The 16,910-nt window shown below is 64.5% G+C and carries 12 protein-coding genes; 1 reads left to right on the forward strand and 11 read right to left on the reverse strand.

Annotated features, from left to right (window positions below; all coding sequences use genetic code 11):
• Positions 1-66: 66 nt before the first annotated feature.
• The 8 genes from eprS to C4K38_RS16590 all read right to left on the reverse strand — a co-directional run bounded on the left by eprS (position 67) and on the right by C4K38_RS16590 (position 12,583).
• Positions 67-3,009: an autotransporter serine peptidase EprS gene (gene eprS / locus C4K38_RS16555; RefSeq protein ID WP_414860347.1), complete on the reverse strand. Its 2,943-nt coding sequence runs from the start codon at positions 3,007-3,009 to the stop codon at positions 67-69.
• A gap of 117 nt (positions 3,010-3,126) precedes the next feature.
• Entirely contained in the window at positions 3,127-4,482 is a 1,356-nt protein-coding gene (locus C4K38_RS16560; protein WP_053279318.1) for a TolC family outer membrane protein, read from the reverse strand.
• 2 nt (positions 4,483-4,484) lie between these two features.
• Entirely contained in the window at positions 4,485-5,801 is a 1,317-nt protein-coding gene (locus C4K38_RS16565; protein ID WP_414860348.1) for an HlyD family type I secretion periplasmic adaptor subunit, read from the reverse strand.
• Between the two features lie 14 nt (positions 5,802-5,815).
• The gene (locus C4K38_RS16570) at positions 5,816-7,633 is read right to left on the reverse strand and encodes a type I secretion system permease/ATPase (RefSeq protein ID WP_053279320.1); all 1,818 of its coding nucleotides are present in this window, start codon (positions 7,631-7,633) and stop codon (positions 5,816-5,818) included.
• 238 nt (positions 7,634-7,871) lie between these two features.
• Complete coding sequence (locus tag C4K38_RS16575) at positions 7,872-8,255, reverse strand: AprI/Inh family metalloprotease inhibitor (protein ID WP_007922782.1); 384 nt, start codon at positions 8,253-8,255, stop codon at positions 7,872-7,874.
• 105 nt (positions 8,256-8,360) lie between these two features.
• Positions 8,361-9,809: a serralysin family metalloprotease gene (locus C4K38_RS16580; protein WP_053279321.1), complete on the reverse strand. Its 1,449-nt coding sequence runs from the start codon at positions 9,807-9,809 to the stop codon at positions 8,361-8,363.
• Between the two features lie 299 nt (positions 9,810-10,108).
• On the reverse strand, positions 10,109-11,209 hold the full coding sequence (locus C4K38_RS16585; protein WP_053279322.1) for a DmpA family aminopeptidase: 1,101 nt from the start codon (positions 11,207-11,209) through the stop codon (positions 10,109-10,111).
• Positions 11,210-11,218: 9 nt separating this feature from the next.
• Entirely contained in the window at positions 11,219-12,583 is a 1,365-nt protein-coding gene (locus C4K38_RS16590; protein ID WP_053279323.1) for an APC family permease, read from the reverse strand.
• Positions 12,584-12,813: 230 nt separating this feature from the next.
• Here C4K38_RS16590 and C4K38_RS16595 point away from each other — a divergent pair, with 230 nt between their 5' ends.
• Positions 12,814-13,617, forward strand: coding sequence for a helix-turn-helix transcriptional regulator (locus C4K38_RS16595; RefSeq protein ID WP_025808747.1), 804 nt, complete (start codon positions 12,814-12,816; stop codon positions 13,615-13,617).
• Between the two features lie 7 nt (positions 13,618-13,624).
• Here the strand turns inward: C4K38_RS16595 and feaR are convergent, their stop codons facing one another.
• The 3 genes from feaR to C4K38_RS16610 all read right to left on the reverse strand — a co-directional run bounded on the left by feaR (position 13,625) and on the right by C4K38_RS16610 (position 16,800).
• On the reverse strand, positions 13,625-14,563 hold the full coding sequence (gene feaR, locus C4K38_RS16600) for a transcriptional regulator FeaR (protein ID WP_053279324.1): 939 nt from the start codon (positions 14,561-14,563) through the stop codon (positions 13,625-13,627).
• A gap of 148 nt (positions 14,564-14,711) precedes the next feature.
• Complete coding sequence (locus tag C4K38_RS16605; protein ID WP_053279325.1) at positions 14,712-15,305, reverse strand: DUF3156 family protein; 594 nt, start codon at positions 15,303-15,305, stop codon at positions 14,712-14,714.
• Positions 15,271-16,800 (reverse strand): APC family permease, encoded by a 1,530-nt coding sequence (locus C4K38_RS16610; RefSeq protein ID WP_053279326.1) that lies wholly within the window; start codon positions 16,798-16,800, stop codon positions 15,271-15,273. The genes C4K38_RS16605 and C4K38_RS16610 overlap by 35 nt, the downstream gene beginning before the upstream one ends.
• Between the last annotated feature and the right edge of the window lie 110 nt (positions 16,801-16,910).

Raw genomic sequence — 16,910 nt, forward strand, 5'->3', positions numbered from 1 at the left:
GCTGTGCCGATAGCTGCTGCCGTGCCGACGCGACCTTGCGTCAGCACGGCGCTGTCAAAATCCGGGTCAGAACTGCCAGTTCAGGCTCAGCCCTGCCCCGTGGATCTTCTCGCGGCTGGCCAGTTGGCCGTTGTAGTCCAGGCTCAGGCGCAGGTCGCGGCTCAACGCCAGGCTGGCATGGGCGCCGACCAGCGCGGCATTGCGCGGCAGCGAAGTGCTTTCGACGCTGAACGGCGTGCCGCCGGAAGCAAAGGCCAGGTGTTCTTCGGCCCGAGGGTTGCTCAGGTTGTGCTGCCAGCCCAGGGAGCCGGAAAGGTCCAGGCGGGTTTGCCCGGACAGCTCGAGGCTTTTCAGGGCGCGCAGGCCGAGGGTGCTGAGTGCGGCTTCGCGGCTGTCGCTGCCGCCTTTCAACGCGGCGGCATCGCCCTTCTCGCTGAAGCTGTCGCGATGCAGGTGCACGTAGGCCAGGTTGGCGAACGGCTCCAGGGCCAGCGCCGGCAGGTCCAGGCGATAAGCCGCCTCGCCGAAGACCTGGCTGGTGCGGGCGTCGACCTTGGCCTTCTGCTTGCCGCTGACTTCGCCGAACTGCAGGTCGCGCTTGACGTCGGCGCGGTGCCAGCTGTGGGCCGCGCCCGCGCTCAGGCGCCAGGCGCCCAGTTCGTGGCCGAGGTAGGTGCCCAGGTGATAGCTGTCCACGGAGGCCTTGGAATGGGTGCCGCCGCCCATGCTCAGGGAGCTGTCGCTGTAGCCGGCGAAGGCGCCCAGGCGCGTGCTGTCGCTGAGCGCGCCGTCGGCCCCCAGCAGCAATCCGCCGATGGACGTGTTGTAGGCCTCGGTGTCGTGGTCGCCGTCGTTCTTGCCCCAGGCGCCCAGCACCTTGAGCCACAGGTTGCCCTCGCTCTGTACCACCGCGCCCGGGACCTGCAGACGCTCGCCGACCGCATCGCGCAGCTGACGGCTGTCGTTGAGCAGCATCGAGCCCAGCGCCGGGTAGATTTCCCCGGACAGCTGCTGGAACGCCTGTTGCGCCGCGCCGGCGCTCGGCGAGCGCAGCAGGCTTTCATACACCGGGTTGCCCGCCCCCAACTGCTCGGCGGCGGCCGCCACCGAGCGCTGGTTCGGGGTCAGGCCGACACTGGCGAACGAGGTGGCGTTACGCCCGATGCTCAGTTGCACGCCACTGGCCGAATAATCGAGACTGCCACCAAGGAACAGGTAGTTCGGCTCCACCGAGCCGAAGCGGCCGTCGATACCGTTCGCCGCCTGGAGGATCTGGTACTGGCTGCCGATCAGGCTTTGCGTCTGTTCGAGGCTGAGCAGCTGCGGGCTGTTTTCCAGGGCCAGGGTGACCCCGGCGCCATTCAGGGTGGCCTTGCCGCCGGCGACGATACGGTCGCTGCTGGTGGGCGACAGCTCCACCGCATAGGTCGAGCCCGGCTGGAAGGTCACGTCCCCCGCCACCTGCAAGGTGCCGATGGAGTTGCCCGGGGCCACCGTAGCGCCACTGTTGGCCAGCAGCGCGCCGATGCGGCCGGAACCGCCGAGGGTGCCGCCGTCATTGACCGTAACGCTGGAGGCCAGCGAGCCATTGACTGTCAGCAAGCCGCCATTGACCCTGGTCGCGCCGCGATAGCTGTTGTTGCCGCCGAGCACCAGCCAGCCGGCGCCGGACTTGATCAGGCTGCCTTCGTACACCCGTTGCGCCGCGGCCGCGTCGCGGGCCATGCCGACGGCGTAGTCGGTCTTGTCCTGCTGGCTGGCGCCGGCGCCCAGGCCGTTTTCCCAGCCCTTGTCCTTCAGGGTCTGTTGCCAGGCCGCGTGTTCGGCGGCGTCTTCGCCCTGGCGCTGCAGCAGCGCCTTGTCCGAGATATCGTTGCTCCAGACATCACCCTGCCGGGCGCCCAGGTTGGCGTCGAACGCCCCCAGCAACTGCCCGGGACCGTGCATGGCCCGTTCCAGGTTGGGCACACCCCAGCCGACCAGGCGGGTGGGCGCCTCGGTGATCGAACCGTCCAGCTGGGTGGCGGTGGTCAGCAGCACCTCCAGGGCCTGCTGGTTGTTCATATAGGGATAACGCTCCATCACCAGGGCCAGTGCGCCCGTGGCATGGGGCGCGGCCATCGAGGTGCCGGACTTGGTGGCGTAACCGCCGCCGGGCACGGTGCTGGAGATCAGCCGCCCGGGCGCGGCCACGCACCAGTACTTGGCGATGCCGCACTGGTTGTAGCGCTGCTGGTTATTGGCATCCAGGCCGGACACCGCCAGCCAGTGCCCTTCCAGCTCCGGCTGGAAGTACGGCAGCGCCGCGCGCACGCTGGCGTTGGCGTAACCACTGTTGCCGGCGCTGAACACGTTGATCACGCCCTGGCGCGATATATCGGCCGCCGCGTCCAGCCAGGTGCCCTGACCATAGTGCTGGGCATAGGCGGCGTGCAGGTCGCCCAGGGTCTGGTAGCTGACACCGGGCGGCTGGCTGCCCCAGCTGTTGTTGATGGCGCGCACCCCGGCATCCGCCAGAGCGCCGTACACCGCCTTGAAATACTGCGGGTCCGGAGTCGGGCCGAACAGGAAGCTGTCGTTCTTGTTGGTGTTGCCCACGTAGACCTGGGCATTGAAGGCCACGCCGTGCATGCCAACGCCGTCGCGGGCCGCGCCCATGGTGCCGGTGACATGGGTGCCATGGCTGTCGTTGTTGCCGTTGAGCACCCCGGAGACGCTGAACGGCGTGCCGTCGACGTAGGTGCCGCTGGCGGTGACCCCGTGGAAGCGCTCGGGCGATGCTTCGCCATGGCTGGCGTCGAAACCCGAGTCGAGGGCGCCGATCTTCACCCCGCTGCCGGTGATGCCGGCGGCATAGGCGGAACTGGCGCGCATGCGTTCCAGGCCCCAGTCCTGGGTGTATTCGGCCGATTGCCAGCTGGCCGGCACCCCCAACTGGCCGGTTTCCTGGTACTGCGCCTGGACCACGCCGGGCAGTGCTACCGCCGATAGCGTGGAACATGCCAGCAACGAGCGGCGACTCAGCGCCTTGAGCTGATAAAAGCGTCTATCCATGTGATGACTTCTCGTTTTTTGTTTTTGTCGAAAATGTCAGGTCGGGCCGCCCTCGGCCGCCTTTTTGTCAGTTCATGAGCCGGGCCTGAAGGCTTCGTCGACCCGGGCCAGGTCATCTTCACGCAGGGTGCCTGCGTAGTAGTGCAACTTGGTCCAGGCCATCAGGTAGTCGTAACGGGCCTGCGCCAGGTCGCGGCGTGTGGTGTACAGCTGTTGCTCAGCGTTCAGCGCGTCGAGGTTGACCCGTTCGCCGCCGAGGATGCTCTGCTTGGTCGAGATCACCAGGGCCTCGGCCGAGGTCAGCGCCTTCTGATAAGCCCGCAGCTTGCTGACCCCGGACAGGCAGGCGCTGAACTGGCGCCGCAGCTCGATCAGGGTGGTGCGGGTCTGCGAGTCCAGTTCGTACTCGGCCTGCTCCATGGTCCGGCTGGCCTGGCGGGTGGCCGCCGAGACCCCGCCACCGGCGTACAGCGGCATGCTGATTTCGATGCCGATGGTGTTGGTGTCGTAGCGCTGGTTGTAGGTGTTGCCGCTTTCCGACTCGACCCGGCGCGAGGTGGCATAGGCACTGAGCCGCGGCAGGTGGCCGGCGCGGTTGCGCTCGATTTCGTAACGCGCCACTTCTACCGCCTGGCGCTGGGAGGCCAGGTTCGGGTTGTTGCTGATCGCCAGCTCATGCCAGGCGTCGTAGTTGGCCGGCGACAGGGCGAAGGACTCGAAGCGTTCGCGCAGCGGGTCGAGGTCGCGGATGTCCACGGTCGGCACGCCGATCAACGCCCCCAGCTCACGCAGCGCCGCGTCCTGCTCGTCGCGGGCCTCGATCTCCTCGGCGGTGGCCAGCTCGTAGCGCGATTCCGCTTCGAGAATGTCGGTGCGGGTGCCCTCGCCCTGGCGAAACATGTGCTCGTTCTGCTGGAACTGCTGCTCGAAGGCCTTCTTCTTGGCCTGGGCGATCTCGATCTGATCCTGAGCGAACAGCGCCTGGGTGTAGAAGGTCAGCACCCGCACCAGCAGTTCCTGGCTCTTGCCGCGAAAGTTCTCGTCGGCGAACAGCGCCTGGGCCACGCCCTTGCGGTAGGAGGCATAGGCCTCGTAGTCGATCAGCGGCTGTTGCAGGGTGAAGGTCGAGCCGTAGCTGTCGTAGTTGCGGTCATCGTGGCTGGTGCCGCCGCGACCGTCGGGCACTGTGGCCTGGGAGTTGTTGCGGCCCTTGTTGTAGCTGTAGTTGAGTTTCGGCAGCAGCCCGGCGCGACCGATGATGCGGTTCTCCAGGCCGGCATCGCGCTCCTTGATCGCCCCGAGGAACACTGGGTCGTTGCGCAGGGCCTGTTCGTAGACCTGGAACGGCCCCATGGCCTGGGCGTTGGCGCATACCAGCAAAGCGACTGTGGCTCCGAAGATGGAAAGCTGACTCATGCGACGGAACATCCTTATTCCTCGGTCAATGCGGAACCCGCCCGGTCGAGCAGGGGTTTGAACAGGTAGTTGAGCAGCGAGCGCTCGCCGGTGCGGACGAACATCTCCGCCGGCATGCCCGGCTTGATCACCAGGCCGTTGAGCTTTTCCATGGCCTGGTCGCTGACGCTGCTGCGCAGCACGTAATAAGGCACGCCGGTCTTTTCATCGACCATCTGGTCGGCGGAGATCAGGCTGACCTCGCCGGAAACCCGTGGCGTGCGGCTCTGGTTGAAGGCAGTGAAGAGAATGTCCACCGGCAAGTGGCTGCCGACCTTGTCGATCAGGTTCACCGGCAGGTGCCCTTCCACTTCCAGGCGAGTGCCCTGGGGCACGATCTCCAGCAGGTTTTCCCCGGGGCGGACCACGGCGCCTTCGGTGTGCACCCCAAGGTTGACCGCAATGCCGTCGGCGGGCGCGAGGATCTCGCTGTGCTGCAGGTCGAAACCGGCCGAGGTCAGCTGCTGCTCCAGGGTCAGGCTTTTCAGTTGGGCGTCGGCCAGCTGGCTGCGCACTTCCTTCTGGTACTCCTCGCTGTGCTGCTGCAATTTGAGCCGCGACTCGAGAATGCCCTGCTCCACCCGCCCGCTTTCGCCGGTGTTCTGCGCCTGTTCCTGCTGCACCTGGGACAGCTGGCGCTGGTACTCCATCAGGCGGTTGCGCGGGATGTAGCCGTTGTCCGCCAGGGGCTGCAGGTTGGCCAGCTGCTGGCGCAAGGACTCGGCCTGGTTGTTGAGGTCGGTACGCGCCCGGCGCATCCCGGCCAGTTGCGCGGTGGCGCCTTCGATGCTGGCGCGAATCCCCGCCTGCTCGCGGGCGAAGGCCTCGCGCCGGCTGCTGAACAACTGCCGCTGGCCTTCCAGTACCAGGGCCAGGCGCGGGTCGGGATCGGCGCTCAGGGCCTCGGGAAAGCTCACCTGCTTGAGGTTGTCACGCTCGCTCTGCCAGCGCGCCAGGCTGGCCCAGGCCATGCGGTACTGCGCTTGCAGCGACTGCACATCGGCTTCGACCTGGGTCTGGTCCAGGCGGAACAGCGGCTGGCCCTGCTTCACCGCCTCGCCTTCACGCACCAGGATCCGGCTGACCACCCCGCCGCTCATGGATTGCACGGCCTTGCGCTTGCCCGAGACCACCACAGTGCCCTGCACCGGGATGCCCTGGTCCAGCGGCGCCAGGGCCGCCCAGAGAAAAAAGCTGCCGGCGCCGGCCAACGCCAGCACCCAACCCATACGCGCGAAAAACCGCGCATCGCGCTCGGGACGCTCCGGCGCGTAACCTTGTTCGATCATCATTTCGCTGTCCTTGCTCATGCGCCTGGGTTCCGTGTCGGGGCCTGATACTGGCGGCTCATGCTCAAGCCGCCCGGGGCCGTCGGGGCCGAGGTTTTTTCCCGCTGCTGCTGTTCCTGGGGCTGGGCCTGGTTTTGATTTTGCGCCTGAGCCTGGGCACCGCTGGACAGTGCCTTGAGCACTTCCTGGCTCGGGCCGAAGGCCTGCAGGCGCCCTTCGTTCAGCACCAGCAGCTTGTCGGCCTGGGCCAGCGCCGAGGAGCGATGGGTCACCAGGATCACGCTGGTGCCCTGGGCCTTCATCTGCGCGATGGCCGACGCCAGGGCGCTTTCGCCCACGGTGTCGAGGTTGGAGTTCGGCTCGTCGAGCACCACCAGGCGCGGCTGGCCATACAGCGCCCGGGCCAGGGCCACGCGCTGCTTCTGGCCGCCGGACAGGCCGCTGCCGTCATCCCCCAGCAAGGTGTCGTAGCCCTGGGGCAGGCGCAGGATCAGCTCGTGCACGCCAGCCTGTTGCGCGGCCTGCACCACCTTCTGCGGGTCGGCCTCCTGAAAGCGCGCGATGTTCTCGGCGATGCTCCCGGAAAACAGCTCGATGTCCTGGGGCAGGTAACCGATGTGAGGCCCCAGCTCGTTGCGGTTCCAGCGATGGATATCGGCGCCGTCCAGGCGCACCGTGCCAGCCAGGGTCGGCCATACGCCCACCAGCACCCGGGCCAGCGTGGACTTGCCGGAGCCGGAAGCGCCGAGCACCCCCAGCACCTCCCCCGCCCCGAGGTTGAAGCTGACCTGCTGCAAGGTCGCCATGCGCTTGCCCGGCGGACCGGCGCTGACCTGCTCGAAGCTCACCTGGCCCTTGGGCGCGGGCAGCGACATCGCCGTGTCGCTCGGCGGGAAGGCTTGCAGCAGCGAGTCCAGGCGCTGGTAGGCCAGCTTCGCGGAGCTCCACTGCTTCCACACGGCGATCAACTGGTCGATCGGGCTCAGTACCCGGCCCATCAGGATCGAGCCGGCGATCATCATGCCGGCGGTCATGTCGCCCTTGATCACCAGCAAGGCGCCCAGGCCCAGCACCAGCGATTGCAGGCACAGGCGCAGGGTCTTGCTCAGCGAGCTGATGACCGCGCCGGTGTCGCTGGCCTGGTTCTGCAGGCCGAGAAAGCGCGAATGCACCTCGAACCAGCGCTTGCGCAGCGCGCCGAGCATGCCCATGGCCTGGATGGTCTCGGCGTTGTGCAGGTGGCTGGTGGCCAGTTGCGTGGACTTCTGCGAATAACCGCTGGCCTCGCCCAAAGGCTTCTTGGTCATCGCCTCGTTGAGGTACGCCAGGGCGATCAGCAATACCGCGCCCGCGGTGGCGAACACCCCCAGCCAGGTATTGAACAGAAAGATCACGAACAGGTAGATGGGGAACCAGGGCGCGTCGAAGAAGGCGAACAGCGCCGGCCCGGTGACGAACTGGCGGATATGGGTCAGGTCGCCCAGGGACTGCCCGGCATGCCCTTCGCCGCGAAACAGGTTGCGTTCGAACGCCGCCTGGTAGACCCGCAGGTTGAAACGCCGCTCCAGCTGGCTGCCGATGCGGATGACGATGAAGCTGCGCACCACCTCCAGCAGGCCGATGAACGCGAAGAACCCGACCACCATCAGCGACAGCATCGCCAGGGTGGTTTCGTTCTGCGAGGAAAGTACCCGGTCGTAGACCTGGAGCATGTAGATCGAGGGGACCAGCATCAGCACGTTGATCAGGGCGGTGAAACACCCGACGCTGATCAGAATGCCTTTGTAATCGCCCAGTGCCTTGAACAGCGGTGCAGTGGTCTTCGCCATCTTCATTGGTCTTTCCTGAGCTGTATATCCCGTGCCAGGGGCGCAGGACAAATAAACCGCCCGTACTTGAGTCGGGACATTATTGGATTATTGTGACGGACAGGCGAAAGGACTCTACCGCCAGACGAAACGGAGTTCTAGTTATTTAGTTGTCTTTAATCGAACGAAGGACATCGCGTATATGGCACTGCCTTATACGCTTATCCATACAGATACATTTAAAGATGCATACAGCCGCGATTATTCAGGGTGTACGCTGCAATATAATGGTTATGCCTGATTTCAAAGTGCCTTGATATAAGCCTTCTTTCTGACGACTTAAAAAGATGATCTTCGAGCCTTCTTTGCCGGTCACGGCAATACCGTCCGGCTCGGGAAACCAGCCGATGGCCGAATCGCCCAACCAGGCGGAAAAACACTCGGCACCGGCGCCCAGGGTGCCGTTCAGCTCGAGGTCCAGGGCACAGTGGTTGGCAGGTTGTGCCGGCTGCGACAGTTGCCAGTGTCCGGCCAGTTCCGCGGGGTCCGCCAATCTCAGGCTGCTTGCCATGCTTGTCTCTCCATAAAACATCATCAGCGTCGCGATCAGGTACGCGCCGGCCTTAGCGATCAAGGCAGTTCGAATCATAAGGGGGTCGCTCCGGGCCACAGCCTCAGGCAGTTCGCCAGTCAATGCAAGGTCAGAGGGCGACGCCTGAGCGCCACCCTCCTCCTTTTACCTTACCGCAATGACTCAGGCGACGATGTCGGTGTAGGCCGCCTGGCCGACGGTGCTGACCAGGAAGTCCGCCACGCCGTGCCCGGAGAAGTCCACCGACAAGGTGCTGTTGCCAGCCGAGGTGCTGAGGATCGCGTCGCCGGCGTTACCGGTGAACGCGCTCACGAAGTGCAGCCCAGTGCCTTTGGTGATGCCAGTCAGATCGATCTTGTCCAGGCCGCTGACAAAATCCAGGATCTGGTCGGCCGCGCCCGGAGCGGAGTCCGAGCTGGCACCGAAGACGAAGGTATCGGCACCCGCGCCACCCCAGAGTTTGTCCGCCCCGCCAGCGCCGTAGAGGATGTCGTTGCCGGCACCGCCCTTGAGCTCGTTGGCCACGTTGTTGCCGATCAGCAGGTCGTTGCCCGAACCGCCGATGGCATTCTCGACAGTGACGCCCTTGGCGATGGACACGTTGCCCACCAGGCCGCCAACGTCGGAGAACGAGGTCTCATTGAGGTTGATCTTCTGGTTTTGGGTAAAACCGGAGAAGTCCAGGGTGTCCTTGCCGCCCGCGTCCCATACCGAGAACACCAGCTTGTCCGCCGACGAGGTCGCGCTGAGGAAATCGCGACCGGTGTTGGAGTTGAAGCCGTAGGTGGTGTCGCCGGTACGGATGCTGGTGTTAGCCCCGTAGAGCTTCTGGATCGCCGCGATATCGTCCATCAGCGGGCCGGACGAATAGGCTTCGACGCCGGCCTTGCTGAAGTTCTGGCTGGTATTGCTTTCGCTCCAGTAGCTCATGACGCTGTAACCGCGCGTGTCCTGTCCATAGACCGCGTCGTTATAGGTCGGGTTGCCATTCCCGGCGTTGTAGTCGCCAGGGTGAGCCAGGCCCAGGGTGTGGCCGATCTCGTGGGTCAGCGTCTGCCGGCCGTAGTTGTTCAGATCGGGGTTCTTGTTCTGGGTATAGCCGCTGTTGATCAGGTACCAGGAAGTACCGTCGTAGCCAGCACCAGTGCCCGGCAGGTAGGCGAAGGCCGCCGCGCCATCCTGACCGCCGCTGTAGTTGCCGAAGGTCATGTGACCGTCACCACCGGAAGCCTTTTCGGTGAAGGTGACGTTGGCCACGTCGGCCCAGGATTGCATGGACAGCACGGCCTGGGCTTTCTGCTGGGCGCTGAACTGGCTGAACCCGGAGATGCCATGCTTGTACATGGTGCTCGAGGAGGCTGAGGTGAGGAAAGTATAGGTCAGTTCGATCTTGCCGTTGCCGTTGAGATCCTGGTACGCGGCACCGTCGCGCAGCAGCTGGGTGGCTGCCTGATCGACCGAGTAGGAGGGTTTGCCATTGACCGTCAGATTGCCACCCCGGTCATACTGATGGCTGAAGCTATTGATCTGGTTGTAAGCCGAACTTGCCGCGGCCAAGGGCACGAGTTCTTGTTCGGCGGTCACAATAGCTTTCGATTTAACTTTCGACATAAACACACTTCCTTGTAATCAATGGAACAGTTTTTGTCCGATAGCGACAATCCCTGGCGAGATCGTCCTATCACTCGCCCTATCCGGGCGTAAGCAACCTGACACAATTTGAAATCAGGCGTCCACTACTTTTTGACGCCTGATTTTCGCTGTTCCAGCAAACTCCCGAAAACAATGACTGGTGAGTCGAAATATTCTTTAAGCCTCAATGCCCCCTGGTAATTGTCCGACAATCTCGAATTTAAATATTAAATAACAGTACAGATAGTTTTGCAGACTGCGTCGCAGTTTTTAGTTCATCAAGGCTTGTTCCATCCAGTTAGTTTCATGGCTTCTAACAAGGTTTCCCCGGTCAGTGCCGGAACGCTCGCGCCACTGTCCGCGGTCATCGGCTCGCCCGCCAGCAAGGCATTGACGATGGCCTCCTCCACCGCTTCGGCGGCGGCGCTGAACAGGGCCGAGATGTAATCGTTGTTGAGCATCGCCAGGGGTGTGCTGAAGGGCACGCCCTGGCGCCCGTAGGCGGAAGGCGGCAGGTCGCGGTTGCCGGTGGCGAAGGCCAGGAAGATATCGCCGCTGGAATCTTCGGTACCGCCGCCGGTGCGGGCGATGCCGATCGACGCGCGCTGCGCCAGGCGCTGGCACTGGTGCGGCAGCAAGGGCGCGTCGGTGGCCAGGATCACCACGATCGAGCCCATGCCCGGCGTGCCGCGCTGGGCGAAGGGCGACGGGAGACCGGTCAATTGCCGTCCCACCGGATAGCCGTCGACCCGCAACTCCTCGCGCTTGCCGTGGTTGGCCTGGACCAGCGCGCCGACCGTGTAGCCGCCCTGCTCCCCCGGCACCTGGCGCGAAGCCGTGCCGATCCCGCCCTTGAACTCATGGCAGATCATTCCGGTGCCGCCGCCCACCGCGCCCTCGCGCACCGGCCCGGACTCGGCATTGTCCAGGGCCTCGCGCACCTGCTGCGGGCCGACATGCTGGCCCCAGATATCGTTGAGCAGACCGTCGTAGGTCTCCATCACCACCGGCATGCACCAGTACTCCGAGGGGTCCGCCAGGCTCCGGTGTTCCTCGGCGATCAGCGCATCGCGCACCACGCCGACGCTGTGGGTGTTGGTGATGGCCAGCGGTGTGGTCAGCAGGCCCGCTTCGCGGATCCACTCCAGCCCGGTGGCATCGCCGTTGCCGTTGAGCACATGGCAGCCGGCGAAACAGGGTTGCAGCCGGGCAAACCCTTCGCGGGGCTGGATCAGGGTCACCCCGGTACGCACCTGCTTGCCGTCAACCGTGGTCCTGAGGGTGCTGTGGCCCACCCGTACCCCCGGAACATCGGTGATGGCATTGAAGGGGCCGGGAGTACCCAGGCCCAGGCTGATCCCCAATTGACGTGCGCGCATGACTTCTCCTTAGAGTTTCTGGAACGCCGGGCTGAACCGGCCGTTGGTGCCATACAGGATCACCGACAGCGCCAGCAGGCCGACGATCACCATGATGTCCCTGAGCGAAGCGTCCAGGAACAGATTGAACAACAGATAACCAGCGCCGATCACTGCCAGCAGCGCCGGCAACGGCCACAGCGGCATGCGGTACGGATGCTCGCGATCGCGCAGCAGCACCCGGCTCATCAGCGCGCTGAGGGCGACGATCAGGTACACCAGCATGATCAGCAGCACGCTGAACGAGGTCAGGTCGGCCAGGTTCGAGCTGAAACTGAGTACCGCCGAGGGAATGGCCAGGAACAGCGTGGCCAGCCACGGCGAATCCCAGCGCGGATGAATCCGCGTGAACAGGCGGTTGATGCCCGGCGTCCACAAGGCATCGCGGCCGCTGGAGAACACCACCCGGCCGATCTGGATCACGATGGCGACAATGGCGTTGAACACCGACAGGAAGATCCCGGCGCTGACCACCCGCGACAGGGTTTCGTTGCCGTGGCTGGTGAGCAGGTAGCCGATGGGATCGGGGCTGGCGAGCATCGCGCTGAGGGACGGCGCGCCGATCAGCAGCGCGGTCAGCGGCACCAGCTCGATGATCACCACCAGCGCCAGCGACCAGAGCACCGCCTTGTGTACGCCCTGCCCCTTGCATTTCATGTCTTCGGCCAGCAGCACCGCCGGGCCGTAACCGTTGTAGGAAAACAGGCCGATGCCCACCGCGCCGATCACCAGGGCCCAGGGCGCCAGCTGCAACACGCCGTTTTCGACGATCTGCGGCTGCAGCAGGATGCTCGCCGGCTGCGAGGCATTGCCGAAGCCCAGGAAGACGATCACCAGCAAGGCAGCGATCTCCAGCAGCAGGCAGGTGCCGGTGATCCAGGCGTTGAGCTTGATATTAAGGATGCCCAGCGCATAGCTGCAGATCACTATCACCAGGGCCACGGTCTGCGAATCGAAGCGCGTGCCCAGGGCATTGTTCAGGTAAGTCGCGGCGCCAGTAGCCAGCACCGGCGGAATGAACAGCAGCATCACCAGCACCGTGAGAAAGGTCGCGTACCCGGCCATGCCGCCGAATACCCGCTTGGCGTACACATACTCGCCGCCGGCGCTGTTGTGGGCGCGGCCCAGTTCGGCGTAGCAGAAGGCGAACATCAAGGCCAGCAGCCCCGCCATGACAAAGGCCAGGAATACCCCGCTGCCGGCCTGGTGAATGGCGAACGGCGCGATGACGAAGACCGAACTGGCCGGAGTCACGCCCGACACGGTAATGGCCACTACATCGAACACGCTCAGCGTGGGTTTCAGGGCGCCTTCCGGCGCGCAGGGAGAGCTCATGTCGTTATCCTCGTGGTTATTTTTGGTTTGAGGCAGAAACGAAGAACGTCAGGCAGATGCGCTCTGGGTCGCACTTGATGGAGGCCACTTTAGGCAGCCGGGGGCACAGGGCCAATTCCCCTATTGGAGTACTCCCCCTTGACGTGGCCGGGCAAATCGCCGAAACCGTGCTTCCACCTGGCGAAAAGCAGCACGCCAGATCACAACGGCATCGACGCGGAGCCACTTATTTGATCACTCTGTTCAGGGAAATCGGCATGCATGCCGGACTCGGGCGCACCCTCTCGCAGATCGGCGGCGAGCGCTTCTGGAAGCAACTGGTGCTGTTGCTGCACCAGGCCTTGCCGTTCGATAACGCCCTGGCGATCTTCTATCCCCATAACGGCCTGCCCATTGCCCTCGAGGAATACGATGCCGAGCCTTCGGACAAGCCGGCGTCGATGCTCACCTACCTCAACGGCCTGTACCTGCTGGACCCGTTTTTCCAGGCCTGCCGCGAGGGCTACCCCAGCGGTCTGTACCGCCTGGAAGAAGTGGCGCCGGACCATTTCCGGCAGACCGAGTATTTTTCCAGCTACTTCCACGACAATGTGCTGGAGGACGAGCTGCAGTTCATCCTGCAGGTCCCGGAGGCCGGCACCCTGTCCCTGTCCCTGGGCATGCAGCGGCCGTTCAGCGCCGAAGAAATCGGCCAGCTCACCACCTTCTCGGCCTGGGTCCTGCCGCTGATGCAGCAGCATTGGCAGCAGAGCCACCAGCGCCCGCCAGCGCCCGCCGCGGAAGAAATGGCCAGCCAGATCCGCGACGCCCTGAGCCATTTCGGCTGTGGTGTGCTGTCGGACCGGGAAGTGGAAATCGCCCGGCTGATCCTCCGTGGGTTTTCCTCCAAGGCCATGGCCGAGCGGCTGAAGATCTCGCCGGACACCATCAAGGTGCACCGGCGCCATCTCTACGCCAAGCTGGACATCTCCTCACAGCCAGAACTGTTCTCGCTGTTTATCCAGTCCCTGGGGCACGACCTGGAAAACCCCTGAATGCCCCTCAGGCGTTCAGCGAATGGGCCCGGTAATCCCGTGGCGACTGCTCGAAATGCTTCTTGAAGGTACGGCTGAAGTGCGCCGAGTCGGTGAACCCCCACTTGAAGGCAATGTCGGTGATCGACTCATGGCGCAGGCGCGGGTTACTCAGGTCCGCCGCGCTGCGGTCGAGGCGCGCGCGCTGGATGAAACGGCAGACGCTGTCGCCCTGCTCTTCGAACAACCGGTATAGCTGGCGCACCGAAATATTCATCTGGCTGGCCAATGACACCGGGGTCAGGCCGGGCTCGGTGAGGGATTGGTTGATCAACTGCCGGGCCTGGCTGCGCAGGCAACCGCCGTGCTGGCTGTCGTAGCCGTCGAGGCTCGCGCCGGGAGTCTGGCGCAGGGTCGGGCCGAGCAAGGCGATCAACGCTTCCTGCAACGCCTGGCCTTCCTGCTGGGCGGCGCAACCTTGCAGTTCGTCGCCGCAGATCTGCTCCACCAGCAGGCGCATCAAGCGGCCACTGGCGCAATTCTGCGAGAGCTTGCCGAACTTGCGCTGCTGCACCGGCAGATGGCGATACACCTCGTCCCGGGACAAATGCAGCGAGGCATGTTCGATCAGCCCGTGAGGGACGATTTCGCAGGCCCCGGCCGAGTCCAGCAAGGCCATTTCCCCGGGCGCCAGCTCGACGCGCTCGCCGCCCTGGCTAATCTGGGCATGGCCGCTGCGCTGCATGATCAGGAAACAGTGCCGGTCGTCTTCATGATCGACGCTGGTGCTTTTGCGCGAGATCAGTCCGGCATTGGTGCGGATCTGCGCCACCTCGAGGCCGGCGTAGTCGCGCAAGCCGACCTCGCCGATGAACAACGCCGAATTCAGCGCCTGGCGAGCGTCGAACCGACCGCAAACCCCCTGCAATGCGCCGACCCAGGAACCGAAACTATGCGAAGCAAGCACTGTGCACCTCCAGAAGCCGGTTGAGACCGCCTTTGTTGTTATGGCGATATCATTAACATGTTATCTATTTGCCGGGCAAGGAAGCCCGGCGCAATGGATAGTCTGTTATAGCCTAAGCACGGGATATGCCAGCACGGGTGGGAATACTTCAGTGATCGCTCAACAGTGAATGCAGGCGCTGGAAAGCCGCCAGCAAGGCGCCGCGCTGCTCGGCGCTCAGGCGGATATAACGGCGGAAACCAGGCAGCCGGTTGACCACCTCGCTGGCGCCGAAATGCTCCAGGCGCACCAGCCAGCCCTGCTCGTCGCGCTGCAATTGCAGGCGTTTGAAGTCCAGCGGCAACAGCGCCGCCAGCAGTTGCGGGTCGCTGTGCAACTGCTGCAACAGCCCTGCCCACTCTTGCTTCGCGCCCTGTTTCAGGCCAGCAGCGACGCCCTGGCGACGGATCGCGCCGGTATGGCGGATATCGATCCGCGCCGGTGGCCCCGGCAAGCCGGGGACGCGCAGGCGAAACTCGCAGACCACCAGGTGCATCAGGAACTGCGCCTGTGGCAGCTCCTGGACCTCGAAATCGAGGCCCTCCTCGGCCCAGGTGAAGCGCGCTAGCCCGGGTGCCTGCGCGGCACAGTCGAGCCCCGACAAGTCGCGGCGCAACTGGTTCAGGGTCACCCCCGGACGATAGCCCGAGGGTGGCCGCCGCCAGAACTCAGAGAGGTTTTGCCGCCAGCTTGTACTGTTCATCGGGCTTGGCTCCAGGCAAGGCTTGCGCTTGGGTTTCAGCTGGAGACTCCAGATTGAAGGCGTTCTCCAGCACCTCTTCCACCGGCACCGGGCGGAACGGGTTGACCTTCTGCACGAAGACCGTCCAGACCAGCGCATAGATCGCCGTCAGGCCGAGCATGCTGCCAAAGGGCACGTAGATGTCCCGCGGGTTCATCCCCGGCGGCGTGATGAACCACATGCCCAGGAGGATGCCGATGGACGAGACGATCTGCGGCAGCGGGAACCAGGGCGACTTGTAGGCCCGTGGCAAATCCGGGCGGCGGATGCGCAGCACCACCACCGACAGGGTCACCAGCAGGTAGGCGGTGCTCCAGGCACAGACCGCGGCCAGCACCAGGTGCATGATGTTGTCGGTGCTGCCGCCCAGCCACCAGGCGTGCAGGCAGGGAATCAGCACGGCCACAGCGATGCACAGCAGCGGCGTCTTGAAGCGCGGGTGCAGGTAAGTGAAGGCCTTGGGCAGCGCACCGTCCAGCGCCATGCCGTAGAGAATGCGCGGCAACCCGGCCATCAGCGTATTGATGGTCGCCGCCCCGGCGAACAGCAGGCCGACACCCAGCCAGATCCGCCCGTAGGGCCCCATCACCTGTTCGGCGAACTGCGGAATGGCCATGGGCGTATCCAGCAGGTGCACGCTGCCGTCCTCGCTCAGCGCAATGTTCGCCACCTGGCGCTTCATCGCCGCGCCGTAGATGAACATGCAGGTGGCCACCCCCACCAGGCCCAAGGCCATGGCCCGGGGAATGGTTTTCGCCGCCTTGCGCACCTCCGGCGTCAGCGGCGTGACGAACTCGCAGCCGACGAACATGAACATGGCCATGCCCACCAGCGAAAGAATGGTGGTCAGGTCGGTGCCGACCATCGACTCGCCGAACCAGCCGCTCAGTTCCACCGCCGGCGCCTTGAACACCCCGACCACGCCGAAGATGATCAGGGTGGTCCACATGCCGAAGGTCAGGATCACCTCGGCGCGGCTGAACGCGGTGATGCCCACGGCGTTCAGCAGGCCGAAGAAGATCACCAGCCCGACACCCACCAGCCAGGCGCTGCCGCTCTGTTCGAGCAGGGTGTTGAGGGACTCGAAGTTCACCAGGGCCATGACGCCGCTGAGGATGGTTTCCGCCGTGCCGGCGAACACATGCACGATCAGGTAGGCGGAAATGGTCCCGGTGATCGCGAAGAAGCGCCCCAGGCCGCAGGCCAGGTAGTCATACACCGAACCAGTGGTGGGAATCATGCAGGCCGCTTCGGCGAAAGTCGTCGATTGCGCAAGCATCATCAGCATGGCGATCAGCATGGCCGCGGCGAACGCGCCGCCACCGATGCCGAAGCCGGTGGTGGCGGTGAGGATCACCGGGCTGGCCATGATCAGGCCGACGGCGCTGGCCAGGGCCGTGGGAAAGCCGACCACGCCCTGGTTCAGGTGGCGGGTGAGTCTGTCGTTGAAAGACATGGTGCTAAACCTCGAAAGCATGGGTGATGTTGTTGTTTTAGGCATTTCAAGGGCACGCCAGGCGGGCGTGTTTTACCTGGCTGTCTGCGCAGCCTGGCCGGTTGTGTCCG

Source organism: Pseudomonas chlororaphis subsp. piscium (assembly GCF_003850345.1).
Classification (GTDB): Bacteria; Pseudomonadota; Gammaproteobacteria; order Pseudomonadales; family Pseudomonadaceae; genus Aquipseudomonas; species Aquipseudomonas piscium.